Here is a 20,852-nt window from a genome sequence, read left to right as displayed (position 1 = left end):
CTACACTTGTAGCACCCCCATGTTAAATTGTTTTTCTATAGGAGCATGGTTGGCCGCTTCTATTCCGGTACTTATCCATTTTCTCGTATCCATTGGGTCAATTATAGCATCGGTCCAAATTCTAGCAGCTGCATAATAAGGAGATATTTGGTTGTCATATCGTGCTTTAATCTTACTGTACAGTGCTTTTTCTTTTTCAGCGTCAAAGGCTTCACCTTGTTTCTCTAATGATGCCTTTTCTATTTGCAATAATACTTTCGCGGCAGAGTTACCGCTCATTACGGCCAATTCGGCACTGGGCCAAGCACAAATTAATCTAGGGTCATAAGCTTTTCCGCACATGGCATAATTTCCTGCCCCATAACTATTACCAATTACAACGGTAAATTTGGGTACAACAGAATTGCTCACCGCATTTACCATTTTGGCGCCGTCTTTTATGATGCCACCATGTTCACTTTTACTACCAACCATAAAGCCAGTCACATCTTGCAAGAATACAAGTGGTATTTTCTTTTGATTACAATTTGCTATAAAACGAGTTGCTTTATCTGCAGAGTCAGAATAGATAACACCGCCAAACTGCATTTCGCCCTTACCGGTCTTTACTACCTTACGTTGGTTGGCAATTATACCAACTGCCCAACCATCTATTCTGGCATAGCCAGTTAAAATTGTTTTACCGTAGTCTTGTTTATATTGTTCAAATTTGGAATCGTCTACCAAACGTTCAATTATTTCCAACATATCGTACTGGTCCCCTCTAGATTTAGGTAAAATACCAAAAATATCTTCTTGGTTTTTTGCAGGTAATTTAGAAGGTTCCCGGTTAAAGCCTGCCTTGTCAAAATCTCCAATTTTACCCATTATAGACTTAATTTTATCTAAGGCGTCCTTATCATCTGCCGCTTTATAATCGGTAACTCCACTTATTTCGCAATGGGTTGTGGCCCCACCTAGGGTTTCATTATCAATTGATTCACCTATTGCAGCTTTTACCAAATAAGATCCGGCAAGAAAAATACTTGCGGTTTTGTCTACTATCAAGGCTTCGTCGCTCATAATGGGTAAATAAGCGCCACCTGCCACACAACTGCCCATTACCGCAGCAATTTGGGTAATGCCCATACTGCTCATTACGGCATTATTTCTAAAGATTCTGCCAAAATGTTCTTTATCAGGAAAAATTTCGTCTTGCATGGGTAGATAAACGCCAGCACTATCTACTAAATAAATTATGGGCAATTTGTTTTCTATGGCAATTTCCTGTGCTCTAAGGTTCTTTTTTCCAGTTATTGGAAACCAAGCTCCAGCTTTTACTGTAGCATCGTTTGCAACAACTATACATTGTTTGCCTTTTACTTTTCCTATTTTAACCACTACACCACCAGATGGGCAACCACCGTGTTCCGTGTACATATCTTCTCCTGCAAAGGCGGCAATTTCTATTGCTTCTTCATCACTGTCCAATAAATACCCTATTCTTTCTCTTGCAGTTAGTTTTCCTTTTGCTTTGTGTTTTTCAATACGTTTGGTTCCTCCACCTAATTTTACCTTGGCCAAGCGCCTATTAAGGTCTGAACGTAGCAGTTTGTTGTAATCTTCGTTTTTGTTAAAATTTAAGTCCATTCAGCATAAATTGTTGTAAACTCTTGTAAAGATACGGATGATTATTAAGTAACTTTATGCTTAGAACTTGGAGTATGAAAAAAACTAAATGGGGAATAATTGGCCTTGGTAATATAGCAGGAAAATTCGCAAAGGATTTAGCATTGGTTAAAGAAGCAGAATTATCGGCTGTAGCCTCAAGGGATTTGGAAAAGGCTAAAATGTTTGCAGAAACCTATAACGCAGATGCCGCCTATGGAAGTTATGAAAAACTTTTAATAGAAAGTGATGCAGAGGTTATTTATATAGCAACACCACATAATTTTCATTTTGCGCATACCATGTTGGCCTTACAACATGGTAAACATGTGTTATGCGAAAAGCCAATTGGGGTAAATAGTAAGCAGCTAGAAGAGATGATTGCTTTGGCAAAGCAAAAAAAGCGCTTTTTAATGGAGGCATTGTGGTCTAGGTTTAACCCAACTATTAAAATGGTGAAAGAATTAGTAGATGCGGAAACCATAGGTGACATAGGCTATGTTAATGCAGACTTTACCTTTTACGGATTAGATCGGGGTGATGGCAAACGATTATTGAATCCTAATTTGGCTGGCGGCTCGTTGCTAGATATTGGTATTTACCCGCTGTTTTTTGCTTATTTGTTTTTGGGTAAACCAAAAAAAATATATGCTAGTGCTAACTTTTATAAAACAGGAATAGAACAACAAGTTTCTATTATTCTTGATTATGAAAATGCCCAAGCCATCTTACATTCTGGTTTGGGAACCCACTTAGAGACCAAGGCAAAAGTGGTAGGAACCACAGGAAGTATCCATATAGGCCAACAGTGGCATATGGCAGAGACGTATAGGCTAGAAAGAAATAACGAAATAGAAGAATTCTCAATCCCTACAATTGGTATGGGTTACTATTATGAAATTCTTGAAGTTATGAACTGCTTAAATAACGGTAAAACAGAAAGTGAACTTTGGTCTTTACAAGACAGTAGAAATTTGCTCAAAATGATGGATGATGTTAGAAAAATCATTGGAGTGAAGTTTCCTTTTGAGTAAAATGTTCTATTTTCGGATATTTGTCAACTTTTAAAGAATTTGAAACATGATGGATAAGAATAAAGTATTGGCTATTGCTACCTTTATTATGATATTGGTAGGCTTAGGTATGATTGCTTTAGGGGCCTTTAAATATGATGAAGTAGCCGGATATGGTTTTGCAGCCGTGGGAATAGGTTTTTTTGCCGTTGCTTGGGTTTTTAATGCCTTAAAAGGTAGAGTTTAAACAAATTAATTTACGACAAATGTCTGACGATAAAAAAGTAATATTTTCAATGTCTGGGGTCACTAAGACCTACAAAAACGCCAATACCCCAGTATTAAAAAATATTTATTTAAGTTTCTTTTACGGAGCTAAAATAGGAATCTTAGGATTAAATGGTTCTGGTAAATCTACCTTATTAAAAATAATTGCGGGGGTAGATAAAAATTTTCAAGGAGATGTTGTTTTCTCACCAGGTTATTCTGTAGGTTATTTAGAACAAGAGCCACAGTTAGACGAGGAGAAAACGGTTTTAGATGTGGTTAAAGAAGGTGTAGCAGAAACGGTTGCGGTATTAGAAGAGTATAATAAAATCAACGACATGTTTGGTTTGCCAGAAGTTTACGAGGATGCGGACAAGATGCAGAAGCTTATGGACAAACAGGCCAAACTGCAAGATCAAATAGATGCCAGTAATGCATGGGAATTAGATACCAAGTTAGAAATTGCCATGGATGCTTTGAGAACCCCAGATGCCGATAAAAAAATTGGTGTACTTTCTGGAGGCGAAAGGCGTAGGGTAGCATTGTGTAGGTTGTTGTTGCAAGAACCAGATGTATTATTGCTAGATGAGCCTACCAACCACCTAGATGCAGAATCCGTACACTGGTTAGAGCATCATTTGGCTCAATATAAGGGAACGGTGATTGCAGTTACGCACGATAGATATTTTTTAGATAACGTTGCGGGATGGATCTTAGAATTGGATAGGGGAGAAGGCATTCCATGGAAAGGTAATTATTCTGGATGGTTGGATCAAAAAGCAAAACGTTTAGCGCAAGAAAGCAAACAAGCTTCTAAACGTCAAAAGACTTTGGAGCGAGAATTGGATTGGGTAAGACAAGGGGCAAAAGGTAGACAGGCCAAACAGAAAGCCCGTTTAAAAAATTACGATAAATTGGCCAACCAAGACCAAAAACAATTAGAAGAAAAGCTAGAGATTTACATACCAAATGGTCCTAGACTGGGCACAAATGTTATAGAAGCCAAAGGAGTTAGTAAAGCGTATGGCGATAAACTACTTTATGAAGACCTGAACTTTAATTTACCACAGGCAGGTATTGTTGGCATTATTGGACCTAACGGGGCCGGTAAAACTACCATTTTTAGAATGATTATGGGGGAAGAAACGGCAGATAAAGGTGAATTTGTGGTTGGAGACACCGCTAAGATTGCCTACGTGGACCAGTCGCATTCCAATATAGATCCTGAAAAGACCATTTGGCAAAATTTTAGTGATGAGCAAGAATTAATCATGATGGGGGGTAAGCAAGTTAATTCTAGAGCTTACTTAAGTCGTTTTAATTTTTCTGGAAGTGAGCAAAACAAAAAAGTAAACATGTTATCTGGTGGGGAAAGAAACCGTTTGCATTTGGCAATGACCCTTAAGGAAGAAGGTAATGTTTTACTATTAGATGAGCCTACTAACGATTTGGACGTAAATACGCTACGTGCACTGGAAGAAGGTTTGGAAAATTTTGCTGGTTGTGCGGTAATTATTTCTCACGATAGGTGGTTTTTAGATAGAATTTGTACGCACATCCTTGCCTTTGAAGGTGATTCCCAAGTATACTTTTTTGAAGGTTCTTTTTCGGATTATGAAGAGAATAAGAAAAAGCGACTGGGAGGTGATATTATGCCAAAACGTATTAAATACAAAAAATTGGTTAGGTAATAACTTAATAAAAGAAAAGCCAGCTATAAGCTGGCTTTTTTAATTTACTGTGCAGGATACCAATTTAAAAAGTTTACTTCAATGTTTGGCTTTTCTGCTAAGACCAAACGTTTAAATTCTTCAATATCGCTTAACCCTTGAGTTCCCCTATAGTGGTATGGGTAAACCACAGTTGGTTCAAAATCAGTTACAGCAGCAGCTGCACTGGCAACTGGCATTGTATAAGGTAGGTTCATACAAACAAAGGCCTTGTCAATATTTTTTAAATTTCGCATTTCTGGAATATCCTCAGTGTCGCCAGAAATATAAATTCTTTCATCAATCCAATTTAAAACATAACCGTTTCCACGTCCTTTCTCATGAAATTTTAGCGCTTCTTCTCTTAAATTATACATAGGAATGGCGTTAACGGAAAGTTCGGTGTTCAATTGTTCGGTATCACCATTATTTAGGACAATTGTTTTACCTTTTAAGTCTTCAGGTAATTTTTCGGCAACAGCGCTTGGTGCTATAATTTTTACATCATCTAACGATAATCCAGATAAAGTTTCCACATTTAAGTGATCTCCATGAATATCTGTTATTAAGATGTAATTGGGCATTTTGTATGATTCAAATTTCTCTGCTCCACCAACTGGGTCAATATAAACAACAGTTCCGTTTTTTTCTAAAACCATGGTAGCGTGCTCAATAGGATTAATAGTTAGCGTGCTAGCGGTTTTTGTAGCTAGTTCTTTGCTATTGCCTTCCTGTGTAAGATGATTAGGTTTAGAATTTTCTGATTTTTTTTTATTTCCACAAGAGAATAAAAAAACACAAGTTAAAGACGCGTAAAAGGCTGATTTCCAATTCATAATATAATTATCTTTTTAGTTAAAGCTATAAAATACCTAAGCTTGGTACTATTTATTTAACAATTTTTTCAAAAGGCAACATCCAAACCTTAACCAAGTACGTATATAAAACAGACACTAACAAATTTATATTTGTTTAAAGCGTTAAAACTTAATATTATGAGTGAAGCAAAAAGTAACAACAGTTTAAAGGTAATAGCCGGTTTATTAGGCGTTGTATTAGTAGGTTTGTTGATCTACACGGTTAGCCTTTACCAAGACAAGCAGAAAACTGCTGCAGCTCTTACACAAGAGAAAGAGATGGTTGTAGAGGATTTAAATAGTCTTAAATCTGAGTATGACAAAGCTATTTTAGAAAGTAATGCCACTAATGAAGAGTTGGTTGCAGCTAGAGACAACATTGCAAAATATATTGATTCTATTAAAACGATGAAGGCAGACGTTGCCACTCTATCTAGATATAGAAGACAAGTTTCTGTGTTAAAAGCAGAAAGAGAGCAATTGTTAAAACAAGTTGATAGCTTAACCCAAAGTAACACGCTATTGGCTATGCAAAGAGATAGTACCTATACAGAATTAGAAAAACAAACAGTTTTTAATGATTCTTTAGTAGTACAGAATACGCAATTGGCAGAAGCAGTAGAAAGAGGTTCTGCGTTAAATTTATCTAATTTTAAGATTGATGCCGTAAAAGAACGTAGTAGTGGAAAATTAGTTTCTACATCTAGGGCTCGTGCAACAGATAAATTTAAAGTATGTTTTACCGTTGCCGATAATTCTATTGCGCAAGCAGGAGACCGTGAGTTCTTTATTGAAGTATTGGATCCTCAAGGTAATGTATTGGGAGAGAGTTTTACCAAAAGCAACGAAAATGGCGCTAGTATAACTTATAGCAAGGGTACAAGTTTCTATTACGAAAATAGTGCTTTAGATGTTTGTGATTATATAAACAAACCAGCTGCAGAGTTCCAGAAAGGAAATTACATGGTTAATGTTTATGACGATGGTTTAAAATTGCTAGGAACATCTAAGTTCACTTTAAAATAAACAACACTATCCACATTACACTTAAAAAGGGCATCCGTTTAACGGATGCCCTTTTTTATTTTGGTGTTTTTTTTATGGATAAGCGGTTTATTTTAAACTACCTACCATATCTTCTGGCTTTACCCAGGCATCATACTCTTCTGCAGTAACATATCCTAGGTTAATGGCTTCTTCTTTTAACGTTGTGCCATTTTCATGAGCCGTATTAGCAATTTCTGCAGCTTTGTAATAACCAATTTTGGTATTTAGTGCAGTAACCAACATTAAGGAGTTGTTCAACAATTTTTTAATAGTTGTGTGGTTGGGCTCAATACCCACAGCACAGTTTTCTTCAAAACTTACACAGGCATCGCCAATTAATTGAGCAGACTGTAATAGGTTTGCAGCCATTAAAGGTTTAAAAACATTAAGCTCATAATGCCCTTGAGTACCACCTATTGTAATGGCAACGTCATTGCCCATTACTTGGGCGCAAACCATTGTTAGAGCTTCACACTGTGTTGGGTTTACCTTACCTGGCATTATAGAACTTCCAGGTTCGTTTGCTGGTATAATTAATTCACCTATTCCAGAGCGTGGACCAGAAGCCATTAATCGTATATCGTTTGCAATCTTATTTAATGAAACGGCTAATTGTTTTAGTGCTCCATGAGATTCTACAATAGCATCATGGGCAGCAAGTGCTTCAAATTTGTTATCTGCCGTTATAAACGGTAAACCCGTAAATTGAGCTATATATTTGGCAACCAAAACGTCATAACCTTTTGGTGTATTTAATCCTGTGCCAACTGCTGTTCCACCAAGAGCTAATTCTGCTAGATGTGGCAAGGTGTTTTCCAATGCCTTTAAACCGTGATCTAATTGAGAAACATAGCCAGAAAATTCTTGACCTAGGGTTAGGGGTGTTGCATCCATTAAATGCGTTCTACCTATCTTAACCACATCTTTAAAATCTTCTGCCTTCTTTTTTAAGGTATCTCGTAATTGCTTTACACCCGGAATAGTGGTTTCTACAATTTTCTTATAACCTGCAATATGCATTCCGGTGGGAAAGGTGTCATTAGAGGATTGTGACTTGTTTACGTCGTCATTTGGTTGAATGGTTTTTTCACCTTCACCAATTTTTTTACCTGCAATTTCGTGTGCTCTATTGGCAACAACCTCATTTACGTTCATATTACTCTGGGTTCCAGATCCAGTTTGCCAAATTACTAATGGAAATTGGTCGTCATGCTTACCAGTAAGAATTTCATCGCAAACTTGGGCAATTAAATCCCTTTTTTCTACGGTTAGCACACCTAGCTCATGATTGGTAAATGCCGCTGCTTTTTTAAGATAAGCAAAACCGTATACAACTTCTAACGGCATGGAACCGGCAGCTCCAATTTTAAAATTATTTCTAGAGCGTTCTGTTTGGGCACCCCAATATTTATCCGCAGGGACTTTTACTTCCCCCATGGTATCTTTTTCAATTCTATATTCCATAATGAAAATTCGTTTGTAGAAACACAAAGGTAAGGCTTAGCAGCCTTATTTTTATCTTCTAATAGCCGTTGTTACATTTTTTACGAATGTGTTTTGAATTTTGAAAATTTTAAGGGTATCTTTGTTTACAAATTGTATTTCATGGTAGAGTTTGACCAATATTTAGGATTTTTAGCTTTCTTGACCATTTTAACTATAGGTTTTTGGTTAATGATATTTCTTTTAACCTTTGTTGTACCATATTGGTTAACAGGTAACATTATGGAAATTTTAAAAGAGAAAAGAGCGGCTAAAAAAGCTAAACGTAACGAATAATAAAAAAGGAGCTAATTCAGCTCCTTTTTTTAGTTCTTGATTGGTGGTCTACCTATAATTGATAATTAGTGCAACGGATTTGATACCCTTGGATTTTAAAACACTCTTTTGCTTTTTATTAAACGAAACAACACATATACATATAAAAAAAGGAGCTGAATTAGCTCCTTTTTTATTTTATCTTGTATAAGTTGTTATGATTGACCTCCTTCAAATTCGTAATCATCATCTCCACCGCCGTTTCTATTTCCGTTGCGTTGTCTATCATTTTTAGACTGGTTAAATCTATAGAGGAATGAAAGGGTAACTTGTCTTTGTCTCCATTGAAATTCACTTCTAGAAGTAAAAAATTCGGTCTCCGTGAAAGACTTACGTCTACGGCTATTTAATAAGTCACTTACGTTTAAACTTACGGTGGCGTTATCCTTAAAAATGTCCTTACTAAATGCCAGGTTTATAGAGGTAATTCCTTTTGTTTCTGTTTGTGCGTTTGCTCTTGGTCCAAAATAAAAGGCATTGGTTTGCCAATTTATGTCTGCAGGTAGGGTAATTTTAGAACCCAATCTAGCAAAATAACTACTATTGTCGGTGCCGTAATCTACCCCATTAAAAAAACCTTCTGTAGAAAATTTAAAGTAATTAAAACTACTGGTTAGGCGTAACCATTTTGTTGGATTGTACAGTACAGAAGCTTCGGCTCCGTATCTGTTCTGGGTAGATAGGTTAATAGGAATGGAACGCACTATTTCTATACCATCAGTAGTAGTTTGTCCTGTTTCTTCTTGTACTCTTTCAAAAGAGTTGGTTTCTTTCTGGTAATATACAGAGCTGGTTAGTGTCAATTTTTTCCATCTCTTTAAATAACCTATATCAAAAGCATTAGAATAGGCTGGGTCCAAATCTGGATTCCCTTGAAAGATGTTTGTTCTACTAGAACGAGATGGGAATGGGTTAATAAACCAACCTCTTGGTCTATTTATTCTTCTGTTGTACCCAATACTAAAATTTTCTGTTTCAGAAATTTCGTAAACAAGGTTAACCGTAGGAAATAGGCCCAAATAATCTTTGTCAAAATTTACGTCTACGTCTATACCCAATTCTTCTTGCAAGGCTTCAGGATCAAACTCTGACTCTACCTTACCTTTTAAAATTGTATTCTCTAGCCTTAAACCAGCCAAAACCGAAAACTTACCGTATTTATTACCATACTGTACATAAGCGGCATGTACATTTTCATCATACGTAAATTTATTGGTCAAATTCTCATTGGTAACAAAATTACCAGAGGCTTGATCTAAACTATCTAATTGATAATCTGTAATCGATTGTTCTAAAGTACTTCTAAAACCGGCTTCAAACTGGGCTTCGCCCATGGGTAATACATAATCTGCCTGTATTAAATATTCTCGTTCTTCTTCGTCTTCAAAAACATTTTCCAAAGCGATAAGTTCGTTGGTGGGTATGTTTTGATTTTCTTCAATTACAGAGGTTTGTATTTGATTGTTTTTAGAATACTGGAAATCTGCCGTTAGCTTATGCCCGTCGTCATTAAAATTATTAACGTAGTTTAATGAAACTTGATAAGTATCTCCGTCTTCATTCTGGTCTTCTTCTCTAAAAGTCTCGCTAGTAACGCTACCATCGTTGAATCTTTGGTTGCTGTTCTCTGTTAAATCATTTTCATCTGATTGACGATAAAAACCAGCGGCCGTAATAGAAGAATTTTCTGTTAAGAAATATTCGATGCCCAAATTGGCATTCAAGTTCTTGTCTAACCTGTTGTAAGTTCTATCTTCAAAAACACGATCAAAGCTGCCAGATGTGTAGGTGTTATCAAAAATAGCATTACCAGGGGCATCTCTATATCTATAACCAAGGGTGGTAAACAAATTGAATTTTTTAGTTCTTAGGTTGCCATTAAAAGTAACTCCGGCATTTGCAGGGTCACCAACAAAAGCGTTTACGGATCCATTAAAACCTAAAACCTTTTCTTTTTTAAGTACAATATTTAGGATACCCGCTGTACCCTCAGCATCGTATCTGGCAGAAGGGCTGGTTATAACCTCTACTTTTTCAATGGCATCTGCAGGTAACTGTCTTAGGGCATCGGTAGAACCAAATCCTGCTAGGGCAGAGGGTTTACCATTAATCAGGATTCTAACATTTTCATTTCCTCTTAAACTAATAGCTCCTTCTACATCTACATCTACAGAAGGTATGTTGTTTAAGGCATCGCTTATTGTTGCGCCACTGTTGGTTAAATCTTTACCAACATTATAAATCTTTTTATCTAACCTTACCTCTACCGTAGTGCGCTCTCCAACAACTTCAACAGCTTCTAATTGGGTGGCATCTAAAGTCAAGGCTATTTTGCCCAAATCTTTATCGCTTGTAAGGTTCTGATTATTTAGGGTAAAACTTTTGTAAGAGATGTACTCTACTTTAAGGTTGTAGTTGCCTGCCGGTACGTTAACGGTAAATTTACCGTCAAAATCGGTAATACCACCATCTACTTTGCTGGGGTCATCTACGGATTGTACAACAAGCGTAGCAAACTCCAAAGGTTGTCCAGAGTCTTTATCTACTACTGTTCCGGTTATTTTTATCGGTTTGGTCTGTGTTGTTGGGCGTTGTGCAAATGTTGCTAATGTGGTCAGTGACAAAATTGTAAGGAACAGTTTTCTCATACTAGGTTTTGGATTTCTTTTTTTTCTTTTTCTGTTTTCGTTTGGTCTTTGTTGGATTTTCCCTCATGTCCAAATAAATCTGGTACTTTTCAGGAGGCAGTCCAGCCTTCAACTCTTTTTCTTGTTGATCTTGAATTTTTTTAAACTCTTCCCGCATTTTTTGGGGCTCCAAGTTTAATATTTGAAGCTCCATACGTTTCTTTACAGAATTTACCAATGTGGTTCTCATAATTGCTTCCTCAAAAGGGTCTAAGGCTAAAGTTTCTATAATCTTAGGCATCTCTTGTTCAACAATTTCTTCTGCTGTTAGTTTTTCTGGCTCTTTTTCGGGTGTCTGGGCTTGTGGAATGCTACTTCTTCTGCCATACCCACCGTATCTACTTCCATAACCATATTGTGCCATAGATAATACAGAGAAGAATAATAAGGATAGAGGTAAAATTTTACGTATAGCTGTTTTCATTTTAATGCGATTTTCAAATTTAGGTGTTGCCATTACACTGTTTTGCCAATGCTTTGTTAATTGGTAAAATACTATAAAATGTTTAAGAAAAGATTAACGCTAGGCTTTTTCTTGTTGTCCCATCATCATTAAATAGGCTTTTAAGAAAGCATCAATTTCACCATCCATAACAGCATCAACATTACCAGTCTCTTCACTAGTTCTTACATCTTTTACTAACTTATATGGATGCATTACGTAATTTCTTATTTGCGAGCCCCACTCAATTTTCATTTTAGACGATTCTATTTCTGCTCTTGCTTCTTGTTTTTTTCGTAGTTCTATCTCATACAATTGAGACTTTAACATTTTTAATGCCGTAGCCCTATTATCATGCTGAGACCTACTGTCTGAACATGAAATTTGGATTCCCGTTGGTTTATGGACCAATTGTACCTTGGTCTCAACTTTGTTTACGTTTTGTCCGCCGGCACCACTGGATCTTGCGGTGGTAATTTCAATTTCAGAAGGGTTTATTTCTATCTCTATACTATCGTCTACTAGCGGGTATACATAAACAGAAGCAAAAGAGGTATGCCGTTTTGCATTACTATCAAACGGGGAAATGCGCACCAATCGGTGTACTCCGTTTTCTCCTTTTAGCCAACCAAAGGCAAACTCACCCTCAATTTCCAAGGTTACTGTCTTTATTCCCGCAACGTCACCTTCCTGATAATTAAGTTCTTTTACTTTATAGCCATTTTTTTCTGCCCACATCATGTACATACGCATAAGCATAGAGGCCCAGTCACAGCTTTCCGTACCACCGGCACCGGCCGTTATTTGCAACACGGCGGTTAACTCATCGCCCTCATCAGAAAGCATATTTTTGAATTCTAATTTTTCAATTAAATCCAAACCTGTAGTGTATTTAGCTAAGACTTCTTGCTCCGTAACTTCACCCATTTGATGAAATTCTAGCAAAACTTCTAAATCACTTACTAAAGTTTCCGCTTCTTTATAATCCTGAACCCATTTCTTTTTAGATTTTATGGATTGCATTTGTTTTTGGGCCTCTTGAGGGTTGTTCCAAAAATCAGGTTCCAAGGTTTTTTCTTCCTCGTTTTCTATTTCAATAAGCTTGGCATCAATGTCAAAGATACCTCCTTAACGCACCAAGGCGATCAATAAGATCTTTATGTTGATCTGTAGTTACCATAATTGTCTTTTTCGCAAAAATAAGGTTTCATTATGGCTGTACAACTATATTATTTTATTTTAGGAACTTAAATAACTAGCTCCATGAAAAAATACTTTATTGTTTTAATTACCTTTCTTATGGGCCAGAATTTACTACTGGCGCAGAATTTTGAAAAGACCAAGGATTTAGAGCATTACAAAGGGTATTTTGATACCTTTTATGATGGCACTACTGATAAGCTGTATTTGCAAATAAATAATTTGGAGCAAGACTTTCTGTACGTTTATTCCCTTAGCAGCGGTATAGGAAGTAATGATATAGGTTTGGATAGGGGCCAGTTGGGCAATGAACAAGTGGTACATTTTAGAAAAATGGGCCAAAAAATCCTTTTGGTACAGCCTAATTTAAAATACAGGGCCAACACAGATAATGTTTTGGAAAAAAAATCTGTAGAGCAAGCGTTCGCAAAATCGGTTCTGTTTGGTTTTCCTATAGTTGAAGCTAAAAACGGAAGCTATTTAATTGAACTTACCGAATTTTTGATGCAAGATGCCCATGGAGTTACGGATCGTTTGGCTAGCAGAGGGCAAGGCAATTATAAATTAGACCAAAGCAAAAGTGCCTTGAATTTTGAACGTACAAAATCGTTTCCAGATAATATAGAGTTTGATGTACTACTGACTTTTTCTGGTAAAGCCAAGGGGGGCAATATACGCTCTGTAACACCTACATCTAGTAACGTTACGGTTAACCAACACCATTCATTTGTGAAATTACCGGACGATAAATTTGAAAAACGAAAGTTTGATCCTAGAAGTGGTGCGTATCCGTTTTCTTATTATGATTACGCAACACCAGTAGAAGAACCTATTGTTAAGCGATACATTCCAAGGCATAGGTTGGCAAAGAAAAATCCTGAAGCAGCTGTTAGCGAGGCCGTAGAGCCAATAATCTATTATTTGGATAATGGAACACCAGAACCTGTAAGGTCAGCATTGTTAGAAGGGGGGCAATGGTGGAACCAAGCATTTGAGGCCATTGGTTATAAAAATGCGTTTCAAGTAAAAATACTACCGGATGATGCAGATCCTATGGATGTACGATATAACGTGATACAGTGGGTGCACCGATCAACTAGAGGATGGAGTTATGGAGCAAGTGTTAGAGATCCAAGAACGGGAGAAATCATTAAAGGGCACGTTAGTTTAGGAAGTCTTCGTATAAGACAAGATTTCATGATCGCTCAAGCACTTATGAATGCACCCTTTAAAAATTCTGATGATAATGTAGATCCTATGTTAGAAATGGCCATAGCAAGGATTAGGCAATTATCTGCCCATGAAATTGGACATACCCTTGGTTTTGCGCACAATTTTGCGGCAAGTACCAATAATAGGGCATCGGTTATGGACTATCCGCATCCCTATCTAGAATTTAAAGATGGTCAAATGGATTTTTCTAACGCATATGCTACCGGAATTGGAGATTGGGATAAGGTAACCGTTGCTTATGCCTATTCGGACTTTCCAGCCGGAACTGATGAAGATTCCGCTTTGAACGCCATACTGGCAAAAGCAGAAAAGGATGGGCTTAGATATATTTCGGACCAAGATGCGAGGCCAATAGGCGGAGCCCATGCACTAGCACATTTATGGGATAATGGAGCCAATGCTTATGATGAATTAAACCGTATTTTATCTGTAAGAAAACAAGCTATTGATAACTTTTCTATAGATAATATTAAAACAGCAGAACCCTTTTCCGTAATGGAAGACGTTTTTGTACCATTGTACTTCTTACATAGGTATCAAACAGAAGCTGCAGCCAAAGTGGTTGGTGGCTTGGATTATAATTATAAGGTAAAAGGAGATAGCCAAATAGCTGTAAAATGGTTGCCTAAAAAAACACAACAACTGGCTTTAAATAGCATTATAAAAACGTTACAACCAGAACATTTAACTATACCAAAAGATAAACTTAACTTATTTGCCCCAAGAAGTATAGGTTACAATAGAACAAGGGAATCTTTTAAAAGTAAGATGGGTGTAGGTTTTGATGCCTTAGGGGCGGCGGAGACCGCGGCAGAAATGACGGCAAGCTTATTGCTGCATCCACAGAGAGCCAATAGAATGGTACAACAAAAGGGAATGGACCAAAATCAATTAGGATTGCAAGAAGTATTGGAGCAACTATTAAATGCAACGGTTAAAGCAAAATTACAAAGCGGATTGGAAGGGGAAGTGCAGCAAATTATAAATTGGACGGTTTTACAAGAAATGATGCATTTGGCCAGCAGTAAAGAAAGTTATCCGCAAGTTACGGCTACCGTGCTTTTTGAAATGATGAAGCTTAAGACCTATTTAGGGGAAGGTAAGCGCGCAACTGATCCTAGCGCTATTCTTTTAAAGAAGGAAGTGGAAGGGTTTATCGCCAATCCTAAAGGATATAAAGTAAAGACAGAAGCACCTACCATTCCAGATGGTTCTCCTATTGGAATGGATTGTATGCAAGATTAAAAAAAGCAAATGGAAATTAATTTAATTAGTGATACGGTAACTAGGCCTTCTAAAGGTATGCTAGATGCTATGATGCGTGCCAAGGTAGGCGATGATGTTTTTAAGAACGACCCTACTTTAAATGAATTAGAAGATAAAGTGGCCAAGCTTTTTAATATGGAGGCTGCTTTGTTTTTTCCGTCTGGAACTATGGCCAACCAAACTGCGATTAAAATTCATACGCAACCTGGTGATCAGGTTATTTGTGATAAATATGCCCACATTTATAATTATGAAGGAGGTGGCGTAAGTTTTAATAGTGGAGCTTCTTGTAAATTAGTAGATGGCCATAGAGGTATGATGACGGCAGAACAGGTAGAGACGGCAATAAATCCGCCTGATTTTTACCATAGTCCTTTAACTAGATTAGTTGCCATAGAGAATACTACAAATAAGGGTGGTGGTGCATGTTGGAGCTTTAAGGAGCTAGAACGAATAAAGGCAGTTTGTAATAAGCATAACTTGGGTTATCATTTAGATGGAGCTAGGTTATGGAACGCGCTTGCAGCTACTGTAGAGACAACTGAACAATATGGTTCACTTTTTGATACAATTAGCGTATGTCTTAGTAAGGGGTTGGGTTGTCCTATTGGTTCGGTATTGGTGGGATCAAATGAAAATATGCAAAAAGCCCTGCGTATCCGTAAAATTCTAGGTGGGGGTATGCGCCAAGTAGGTTATTTGGCAGCTGCTGGTATTTATGCTTTAGACCATAACAGAAATAGACTTAGTGAAGATCATAAAAGGGCTAAAGAATTAGGTATTTGCTTAACTAATTGTGATTGGGTAAAGCAAGTAGAACCGGTAGAGACCAATATTGTCATTTTTGAATTGGATACCGCACTAACCTCAGAAGAAAAGCTTGTTAGTTACTTGGCCGCTAAAAAAATATCCATAATAAATATGGGGCATGGTAAGTTAAGAATGGTTACCCACTTGGACTATACCAAAGAAATGCATGATATTGTTTTGGCTAGTCTCAAAGCATTCTAAGTCTAGTACTAAATATAAAATTCCCAGGTAAGAATATCCATACTTGCTTAAAAAAGTATGGATATTTTAATGTAGGCTAACTTCATTTGGTATCTTCAAAATAGAACAACTTCTTTAATTGAAATCATATTTTTTTGACCTGAGGGTCTATTTTTTTGCGATTTTAGTCTTTACCAGTTTATTTTCATTCTTCTCAAGCTATTGGTTGTTCTAAATGAATTCCACTTAATTATCCTTAACAAATATTTAGTAAAAAATAAATTTTTCCCAGCATTCAAGTTTAAGAATGTATAGCTTTATGTTGGTGTTAAACAGATATTTAAGGTTTTTAGGTTTTGTATAAGTGTTTAAACTTTAGTAGTTAGTTTAAATAATTAGATAAAAATTTTGTGACTTTTTTAAGATATAGGTTTCATAAGTACAGAATTAATTAAGTGGTCTAATAATTTAACAAACACTAACAAATTATGAAAAAAGTACTTTTTATTGCCGCCTTGTTTACCGCAGCGGCAACAACTTATGCGCAAGATTTGCCTACTAATCCAGAACCAGGTAAATGTTATGTTAGATGTACAACTCCAGATGTATATACTAATGAAACGGTTACTGTTACGGTAAAACCGGCTTACAAGGTATTGAAAACGGTACCAGCTACATTTAAAACGGTTACTGAACGTGTTTTGGTAAAAGAAGAGAGCAAAAAGTTGGTTGTAGTACCCGCTAAATGGGGCACGGAAACCGTATCTTATGTTTCAAAGGAAGCAGGTAGTTCTTTACGCATTGTACCTGCTGCATTTGCTCCAAGTTCTGAAACTATCGAGATAAAACCAGCTTATGCACAATGGGAATTGGGTTCGCCCGCTCCGGATTGCGCCAGTGGTAATCCAGACGATTGTAGATACTGGTGTTACAAAGGTTATCCGGCAGAATATACAACAGTGAGCACGCAAACACTTGCTAATGATGCTAGCTTTAATAGAATACCTGGTTCAGAAAAATCTGGTTCTTACACAAAAAGGGTATTGATTGAGCCAGCAAAGGTGGTAGAAGAAGTAATCCCTGCAGAGTATGCTACAATTACTAAAACGGTTTTAGATAAGGATGCTTATACCGTAGAAGAAGTAATCCCTGCGGTTACTAAAACGGTATCTAAGGAAGTATTACAGTCCAAAGGTGGTTTAACTTCTTGGAAGGAAGTTGAGTGTGCTTTGGTAGAGTATCAGGCATTACCAATAAATTGGAATTTGGGTAGTGCTACTTTAACAGCAGAAGCTAAAAGAATTATAGATACTAGATTAATGCCTGTTTTACAGCAAAATCCTGGAGTAAAGTTAGAGATAGCTTCACATACAGACGCAAGAGGCTCCGCTTCTTCTAATCAAAACCTTTCTGAAAGAAGAGCTAAAGCAGTTGCAGATTATTTAATTACTAAAGGTGTTAATTCTAGTTTGTTGGTAGCTAATGGTTATGGCGAAACAAGACTTAAAAACAGATGTGCAGACGGTGTATCTTGTACAGAAAGAGAGCATTCTGCAAACAGAAGAACAGAGTTTAGGTTAATTAACAACTAAACCTGGTAAACATTAAAATAAAAAAGCCCTCCAACATGGAGGGCTTTTTCATTATTTGTTCTTTTCTAAAAATTGTAGGTGGTAACCAACTTCACCGTTCATACTATAACCAGAGTATTCATCTAAAACTTTTTGTTTTGCAGATACTGCCAAAAGAAGCGGAAATACACCGCGTTTATTCCATTTTTGCAAAAGTTCTTTGTTCTGTTTGTATTCAGCTGGTGTTAATAAATCCTTATTCCTTGGTATATCTATATAAAGTAGAACGTAATCTTTTGAAAGGGTATTGAATGCTTCTGTCTCAAACAAATCTTTCTTTAGCATTTTACAAGGTCCACACCAATCACTCCCGGTAAAATAAACAAGCACATTCTTATTTTCCTTTTTGGCCATTTTAAAAGCCTGCTCGTAATTGGTTTCCCATTCAATGGTATTTCTAGCACCGGTATTGAGTTGAAATAGTGCTATCGCTATAGAAAATACGTATACTATCCACTTCATAAAACGTCTTTTATTTAAATAACGAATCCATTCCAGGAATATTGGGCATACCATCTTTAGCCACCGCAGCTAATTCGGCCTCGTTAACTTTTGTGGCTTGTTCAATGGCTTTATTTAGTGTAAGAATTAAATAATCCTCTAATTGTTCTTTGTCTTCCAACAAGGCTTCATCTATAGAAATACTTTTGATTGCTCTATTTGCGGTAATGGTTACCTTTAGCAAATCGTCGTTAGACTTTTCTTCCAGTAATACGGTGTCCAGTCTTTTTTTTGTTTCTTCTACTTTTTGTTGGGTTTCTTTTAGTTTACCCATCATGCCCATAATATCTCCAAACATATTTTTAAATTTTATAACCGTTCAAAATTACTAAATTGTATAACTAACACTAGTTTTTTAACCATGACAATTATATTAAGAAAGCTTGGCATTCTTTTATTCTGTACTACTTTTGCCAGCTCTTGTTCTAGTAATATGAAAGAAACAATCGTGCCACAACCTCCAAAGGCAAAAAAAATTCCGAAGGAATTGACCGTACATGGAGATACCAGAGTAGATAATTACTATTGGTTAAATAACCGGGAAGATGATGAAGTAATAGCTTATTTGGAAGCAGAAAATAAGTATTACAATGAAATGACTTCTCATACACACAAATTTCAAGAAGAGCTTTATAACGAATTAAAAGGGCGTATTAAACAAGATGATGAATCCGTGCCTTATAAGTTAAACGGCTATTTCTACAACAGTAGATTCGAAAAAGGAAAAGAATATCCTATCTATTTTAGGCAAAAAGGATCTTTAGATGCCGAAGAAGAAATTTTGTTTGATTGCAACCTAATGGCAAAAGGACACGAATTTTTCAATCTAAGGGGTATATCAGTGAGCCCGAATAACAAATTGGCCACTTTTGGTACAGATACTGTATCTAGAAGACAATACGATATTCAATTTAAAAATCTGGAAACCAATGAGATTTATCCAGACAAAATAGAGAATACCACAGGTAGTTCTGTTTGGGCGGCAGATAATAAAACGATATTCTACACAAAAAAAGACCCCGTAACACTAAGGTCAGATAAAATATATAAACATCAAATTGGTACCCCAACAAGCCAAGATGTTTTGGTTTTTGAAGAAGAGGATGAAACTTTCAATGTTTTTGTATACAAGACAAAGTCCAAAAAGTATATTGTAATAGGGTCTGTAAGTACGCTTACTTCAGAATATCGTTTTATCAAGGCAGATGAGCCAGATGCGGCATTTACTGTCTTTTCACCCAGGGAAAGAGGTTTAGAATATAGCATTTACCATTTTGGAGATACCTTTTACATTTTAACCAACAAAGACGATGCAACCAACTTTAAACTAATGCAGGTTGCGGAGAAGAACACAAACATAGCTAATTGGGAAGAGTTTATACCTCATAGGGAAGCCGTGCTATTGGAGGATATAGAGATTTTTGAAGATTATTATGTCCTATCGGAACGGGAAGAAGGTCTTAACAAGCTAAAAATTGTTAGGTGGGATGGTACGGATGCTTATTATCTACCTTTTGATAGTGAAACCTACGTGGCCGGCACCTATACTAATTTAGATTTTGAAACCGATAAACTGCGGTATTTCTACAATGCTATGGAATCTCCATACGCTATTGTAGAAATGGACATGAAAACTAAAGCAAAAACCATTCTAAAGGAACAAGAAGTCCTAGGCGGAAAATTTAATAAGCAGAATTATAAAGCAAAACGTATTTGGGCCAATGCAAGAGATGGTAAAAAGGTTCCAATATGTTTGGTTTATCATAAAGACACATCAATAAACGGTACCGCTCCATTGCTGCAGTATGCTTATGGATCGTATGGCTCTACCATAGATCCTTATTTTTCTACACAAAGGTTAAGTTTATTGGATAGAGGATTCATTTTTGCCATTGCCCATATTAGAGGGGGTGAATATTTGGGTAGACCTTGGTACGATGATGGTAAGTTGTTAAAAAAGAAAAACACCTTTACAGATTTTATAGATTGTTCTAAGTATTTGATAGAACAAAACTATACAAGTAGCCAACATTTGTATGCTATGGGTGGGTCTGCAGGTGGCTTACTAATGGGGGCCATAATAAACATGGAGCCCAATTTATACAACGGCGTAGTAGCACAGGTGCCGTTTGTAGATGTAATTACAACAATGTTAGATGATACTATTCCTTTGACTACAGGCGAATATGATGAGTGGGGAAATCCGAACGATAAAACCTATTATGAGTATATGAAATCGTATTCTCCTTATGATAATGTTACGGCTAAGGATTATCCAAATATGTATGTAAGCACCGGTTTGCATGATTCTCAAGTTCAATACTGGGAACCAGCTAAATGGGTGGCAAAATTGAGGGATTTAAAAACGGACAATAAGCTACTGTTTTTAGATACAAATATGGATGCAGGTCATGGTGGCGCTTCAGGCAGGTTCGAGGCTTTAAAGGAAACCGCTAAAGAGTATGCATTTCTTTTAGATTTGGAAGGAAAAATCCCATCAAATTAAAAAATAGTACTTTTGCAGGCAGATGGCGAATAGCTGTC

General features: G+C 36.6%; 17 protein-coding genes. 9 read left to right on the top strand and 8 right to left on the bottom strand.

Annotated elements, in window-relative coordinates; genetic code table 11:
• Nucleotides 1–1,629 carry an acyl-CoA carboxylase subunit beta gene (locus tag BUL40_RS07790; protein WP_080318775.1) on the bottom strand — a complete coding sequence of 543 codons (1,629 nt, stop codon included), beginning with the start codon at nucleotides 1,627–1,629 and terminating at the stop codon, nucleotides 1–3.
• 74 nt (nucleotides 1,630–1,703) lie between these two features.
• On the opposite strand from BUL40_RS07790, the gene BUL40_RS07785 reads away from it, so the two are divergent.
• From BUL40_RS07785 to ettA, 3 genes are read left to right on the top strand one after another with little or no spacing between them, the layout of a single operon-like run.
• Nucleotides 1,704–2,681 (top strand): Gfo/Idh/MocA family protein, encoded by a 978-nt coding sequence (locus BUL40_RS07785; RefSeq protein WP_080318774.1) that lies wholly within the window; start codon nucleotides 1,704–1,706, stop codon nucleotides 2,679–2,681.
• A gap of 49 nt (nucleotides 2,682–2,730) precedes the next feature.
• A complete protein-coding gene (locus BUL40_RS07780) occupies nucleotides 2,731–2,907 on the top strand; it encodes a CAL67264 family membrane protein (protein ID WP_095529367.1) in 177 nt (58 codons plus the stop codon).
• Between the two features lie 19 nt (nucleotides 2,908–2,926).
• A complete protein-coding gene (gene ettA / locus BUL40_RS07775) occupies nucleotides 2,927–4,618 on the top strand; it encodes an energy-dependent translational throttle protein EttA (protein ID WP_010517196.1) in 1,692 nt (563 codons plus the stop codon).
• Between the two features lie 44 nt (nucleotides 4,619–4,662).
• On the opposite strand, the gene BUL40_RS07770 is transcribed toward ettA, so the two are convergent.
• Nucleotides 4,663–5,472, bottom strand: a complete 810-nt coding sequence (locus tag BUL40_RS07770; RefSeq protein WP_080318773.1) for an MBL fold metallo-hydrolase — start codon at nucleotides 5,470–5,472, stop codon at nucleotides 4,663–4,665.
• Between the two features lie 159 nt (nucleotides 5,473–5,631).
• On the opposite strand from BUL40_RS07770, the gene BUL40_RS07765 reads away from it, so the two are divergent.
• Nucleotides 5,632–6,519 carry a hypothetical protein gene (locus tag BUL40_RS07765; RefSeq protein ID WP_010517194.1) on the top strand — a complete coding sequence of 296 codons (888 nt, stop codon included), beginning with the start codon at nucleotides 5,632–5,634 and terminating at the stop codon, nucleotides 6,517–6,519.
• Nucleotides 6,520–6,606: 87 nt separating this feature from the next.
• Here the strand turns inward: BUL40_RS07765 and fumC are convergent, their stop codons facing one another.
• Complete coding sequence (gene fumC / locus BUL40_RS07760) at nucleotides 6,607–8,004, bottom strand: class II fumarate hydratase (RefSeq protein ID WP_080318772.1); 1,398 nt, start codon at nucleotides 8,002–8,004, stop codon at nucleotides 6,607–6,609.
• Nucleotides 8,005–8,145: 141 nt separating this feature from the next.
• Here fumC and BUL40_RS15740 point away from each other — a divergent pair, with 141 nt between their 5' ends.
• Complete coding sequence (locus BUL40_RS15740; protein WP_095529366.1) at nucleotides 8,146–8,319, top strand: hypothetical protein; 174 nt, start codon at nucleotides 8,146–8,148, stop codon at nucleotides 8,317–8,319.
• A 194-nt stretch (nucleotides 8,320–8,513) separates the two neighbouring features.
• Here the strand turns inward: BUL40_RS15740 and BUL40_RS07750 are convergent, their stop codons facing one another.
• The 3 genes from BUL40_RS07750 to prfB all read right to left on the bottom strand — a co-directional run bounded on the left by BUL40_RS07750 (nucleotide 8,514) and on the right by prfB (nucleotide 12,667).
• Nucleotides 8,514–11,006, bottom strand: a complete 2,493-nt coding sequence (locus BUL40_RS07750; protein ID WP_080318771.1) for a TonB-dependent receptor domain-containing protein — start codon at nucleotides 11,004–11,006, stop codon at nucleotides 8,514–8,516.
• Nucleotide 11,007: 1 nt separating this feature from the next.
• Nucleotides 11,008–11,469, bottom strand: coding sequence for a hypothetical protein (locus BUL40_RS07745; RefSeq protein ID WP_244901841.1), 462 nt, complete (start codon nucleotides 11,467–11,469; stop codon nucleotides 11,008–11,010).
• 99 nt (nucleotides 11,470–11,568) lie between these two features.
• A protein-coding gene (gene prfB / locus BUL40_RS07740) for a peptide chain release factor 2 (RefSeq protein WP_122950811.1) occupies nucleotides 11,569–12,667 on the bottom strand; the annotation gives its coding sequence in 2 pieces (ribosomal slippage) (nucleotides 11,569–12,603 and nucleotides 12,605–12,667; 1,098 coding nt in all).
• 83 nt (nucleotides 12,668–12,750) lie between these two features.
• Here prfB and BUL40_RS07735 point away from each other — a divergent pair.
• The 3 genes from BUL40_RS07735 (at nucleotide 12,751) to BUL40_RS07725 (ending at nucleotide 17,768) form a co-directional block, all read left to right on the top strand.
• Entirely contained in the window at nucleotides 12,751–15,165 is a 2,415-nt protein-coding gene (locus BUL40_RS07735; RefSeq protein ID WP_080318768.1) for a zinc-dependent metalloprotease, read from the top strand.
• Nucleotides 15,166–15,174: 9 nt separating this feature from the next.
• Complete coding sequence (locus tag BUL40_RS07730) at nucleotides 15,175–16,197, top strand: threonine aldolase family protein (RefSeq protein WP_080318767.1); 1,023 nt, start codon at nucleotides 15,175–15,177, stop codon at nucleotides 16,195–16,197.
• A 467-nt stretch (nucleotides 16,198–16,664) separates the two neighbouring features.
• Complete coding sequence (locus BUL40_RS07725; RefSeq protein WP_010517185.1) at nucleotides 16,665–17,768, top strand: OmpA family protein; 1,104 nt, start codon at nucleotides 16,665–16,667, stop codon at nucleotides 17,766–17,768.
• A 51-nt stretch (nucleotides 17,769–17,819) separates the two neighbouring features.
• Here BUL40_RS07725 and BUL40_RS07720 read toward each other — a convergent pair whose 3' ends face one another.
• Together BUL40_RS07720 and BUL40_RS07715 are read right to left on the bottom strand one after the other, a co-directional pair.
• Nucleotides 17,820–18,269: a thioredoxin family protein gene (locus tag BUL40_RS07720; protein WP_080318766.1), complete on the bottom strand. Its 450-nt coding sequence runs from the start codon at nucleotides 18,267–18,269 to the stop codon at nucleotides 17,820–17,822.
• 10 nt (nucleotides 18,270–18,279) lie between these two features.
• Complete coding sequence (locus tag BUL40_RS07715; protein ID WP_080318765.1) at nucleotides 18,280–18,606, bottom strand: YbaB/EbfC family nucleoid-associated protein; 327 nt, start codon at nucleotides 18,604–18,606, stop codon at nucleotides 18,280–18,282.
• 63 nt (nucleotides 18,607–18,669) lie between these two features.
• Here BUL40_RS07715 and BUL40_RS07710 point away from each other — a divergent pair, with 63 nt between their 5' ends.
• Nucleotides 18,670–20,814 carry a S9 family peptidase gene (locus BUL40_RS07710; protein WP_080318764.1) on the top strand — a complete coding sequence of 715 codons (2,145 nt, stop codon included), beginning with the start codon at nucleotides 18,670–18,672 and terminating at the stop codon, nucleotides 20,812–20,814.
• Nucleotides 20,815–20,852 lie beyond the last annotated feature (38 nt).

This window comes from Croceivirga radicis (assembly GCF_002072105.2).
GTDB lineage: Bacteria > Bacteroidota > Bacteroidia > Flavobacteriales > Flavobacteriaceae > Croceivirga > Croceivirga radicis.
This window is presented reverse-complemented; position numbering and strand designations above follow the sequence as displayed.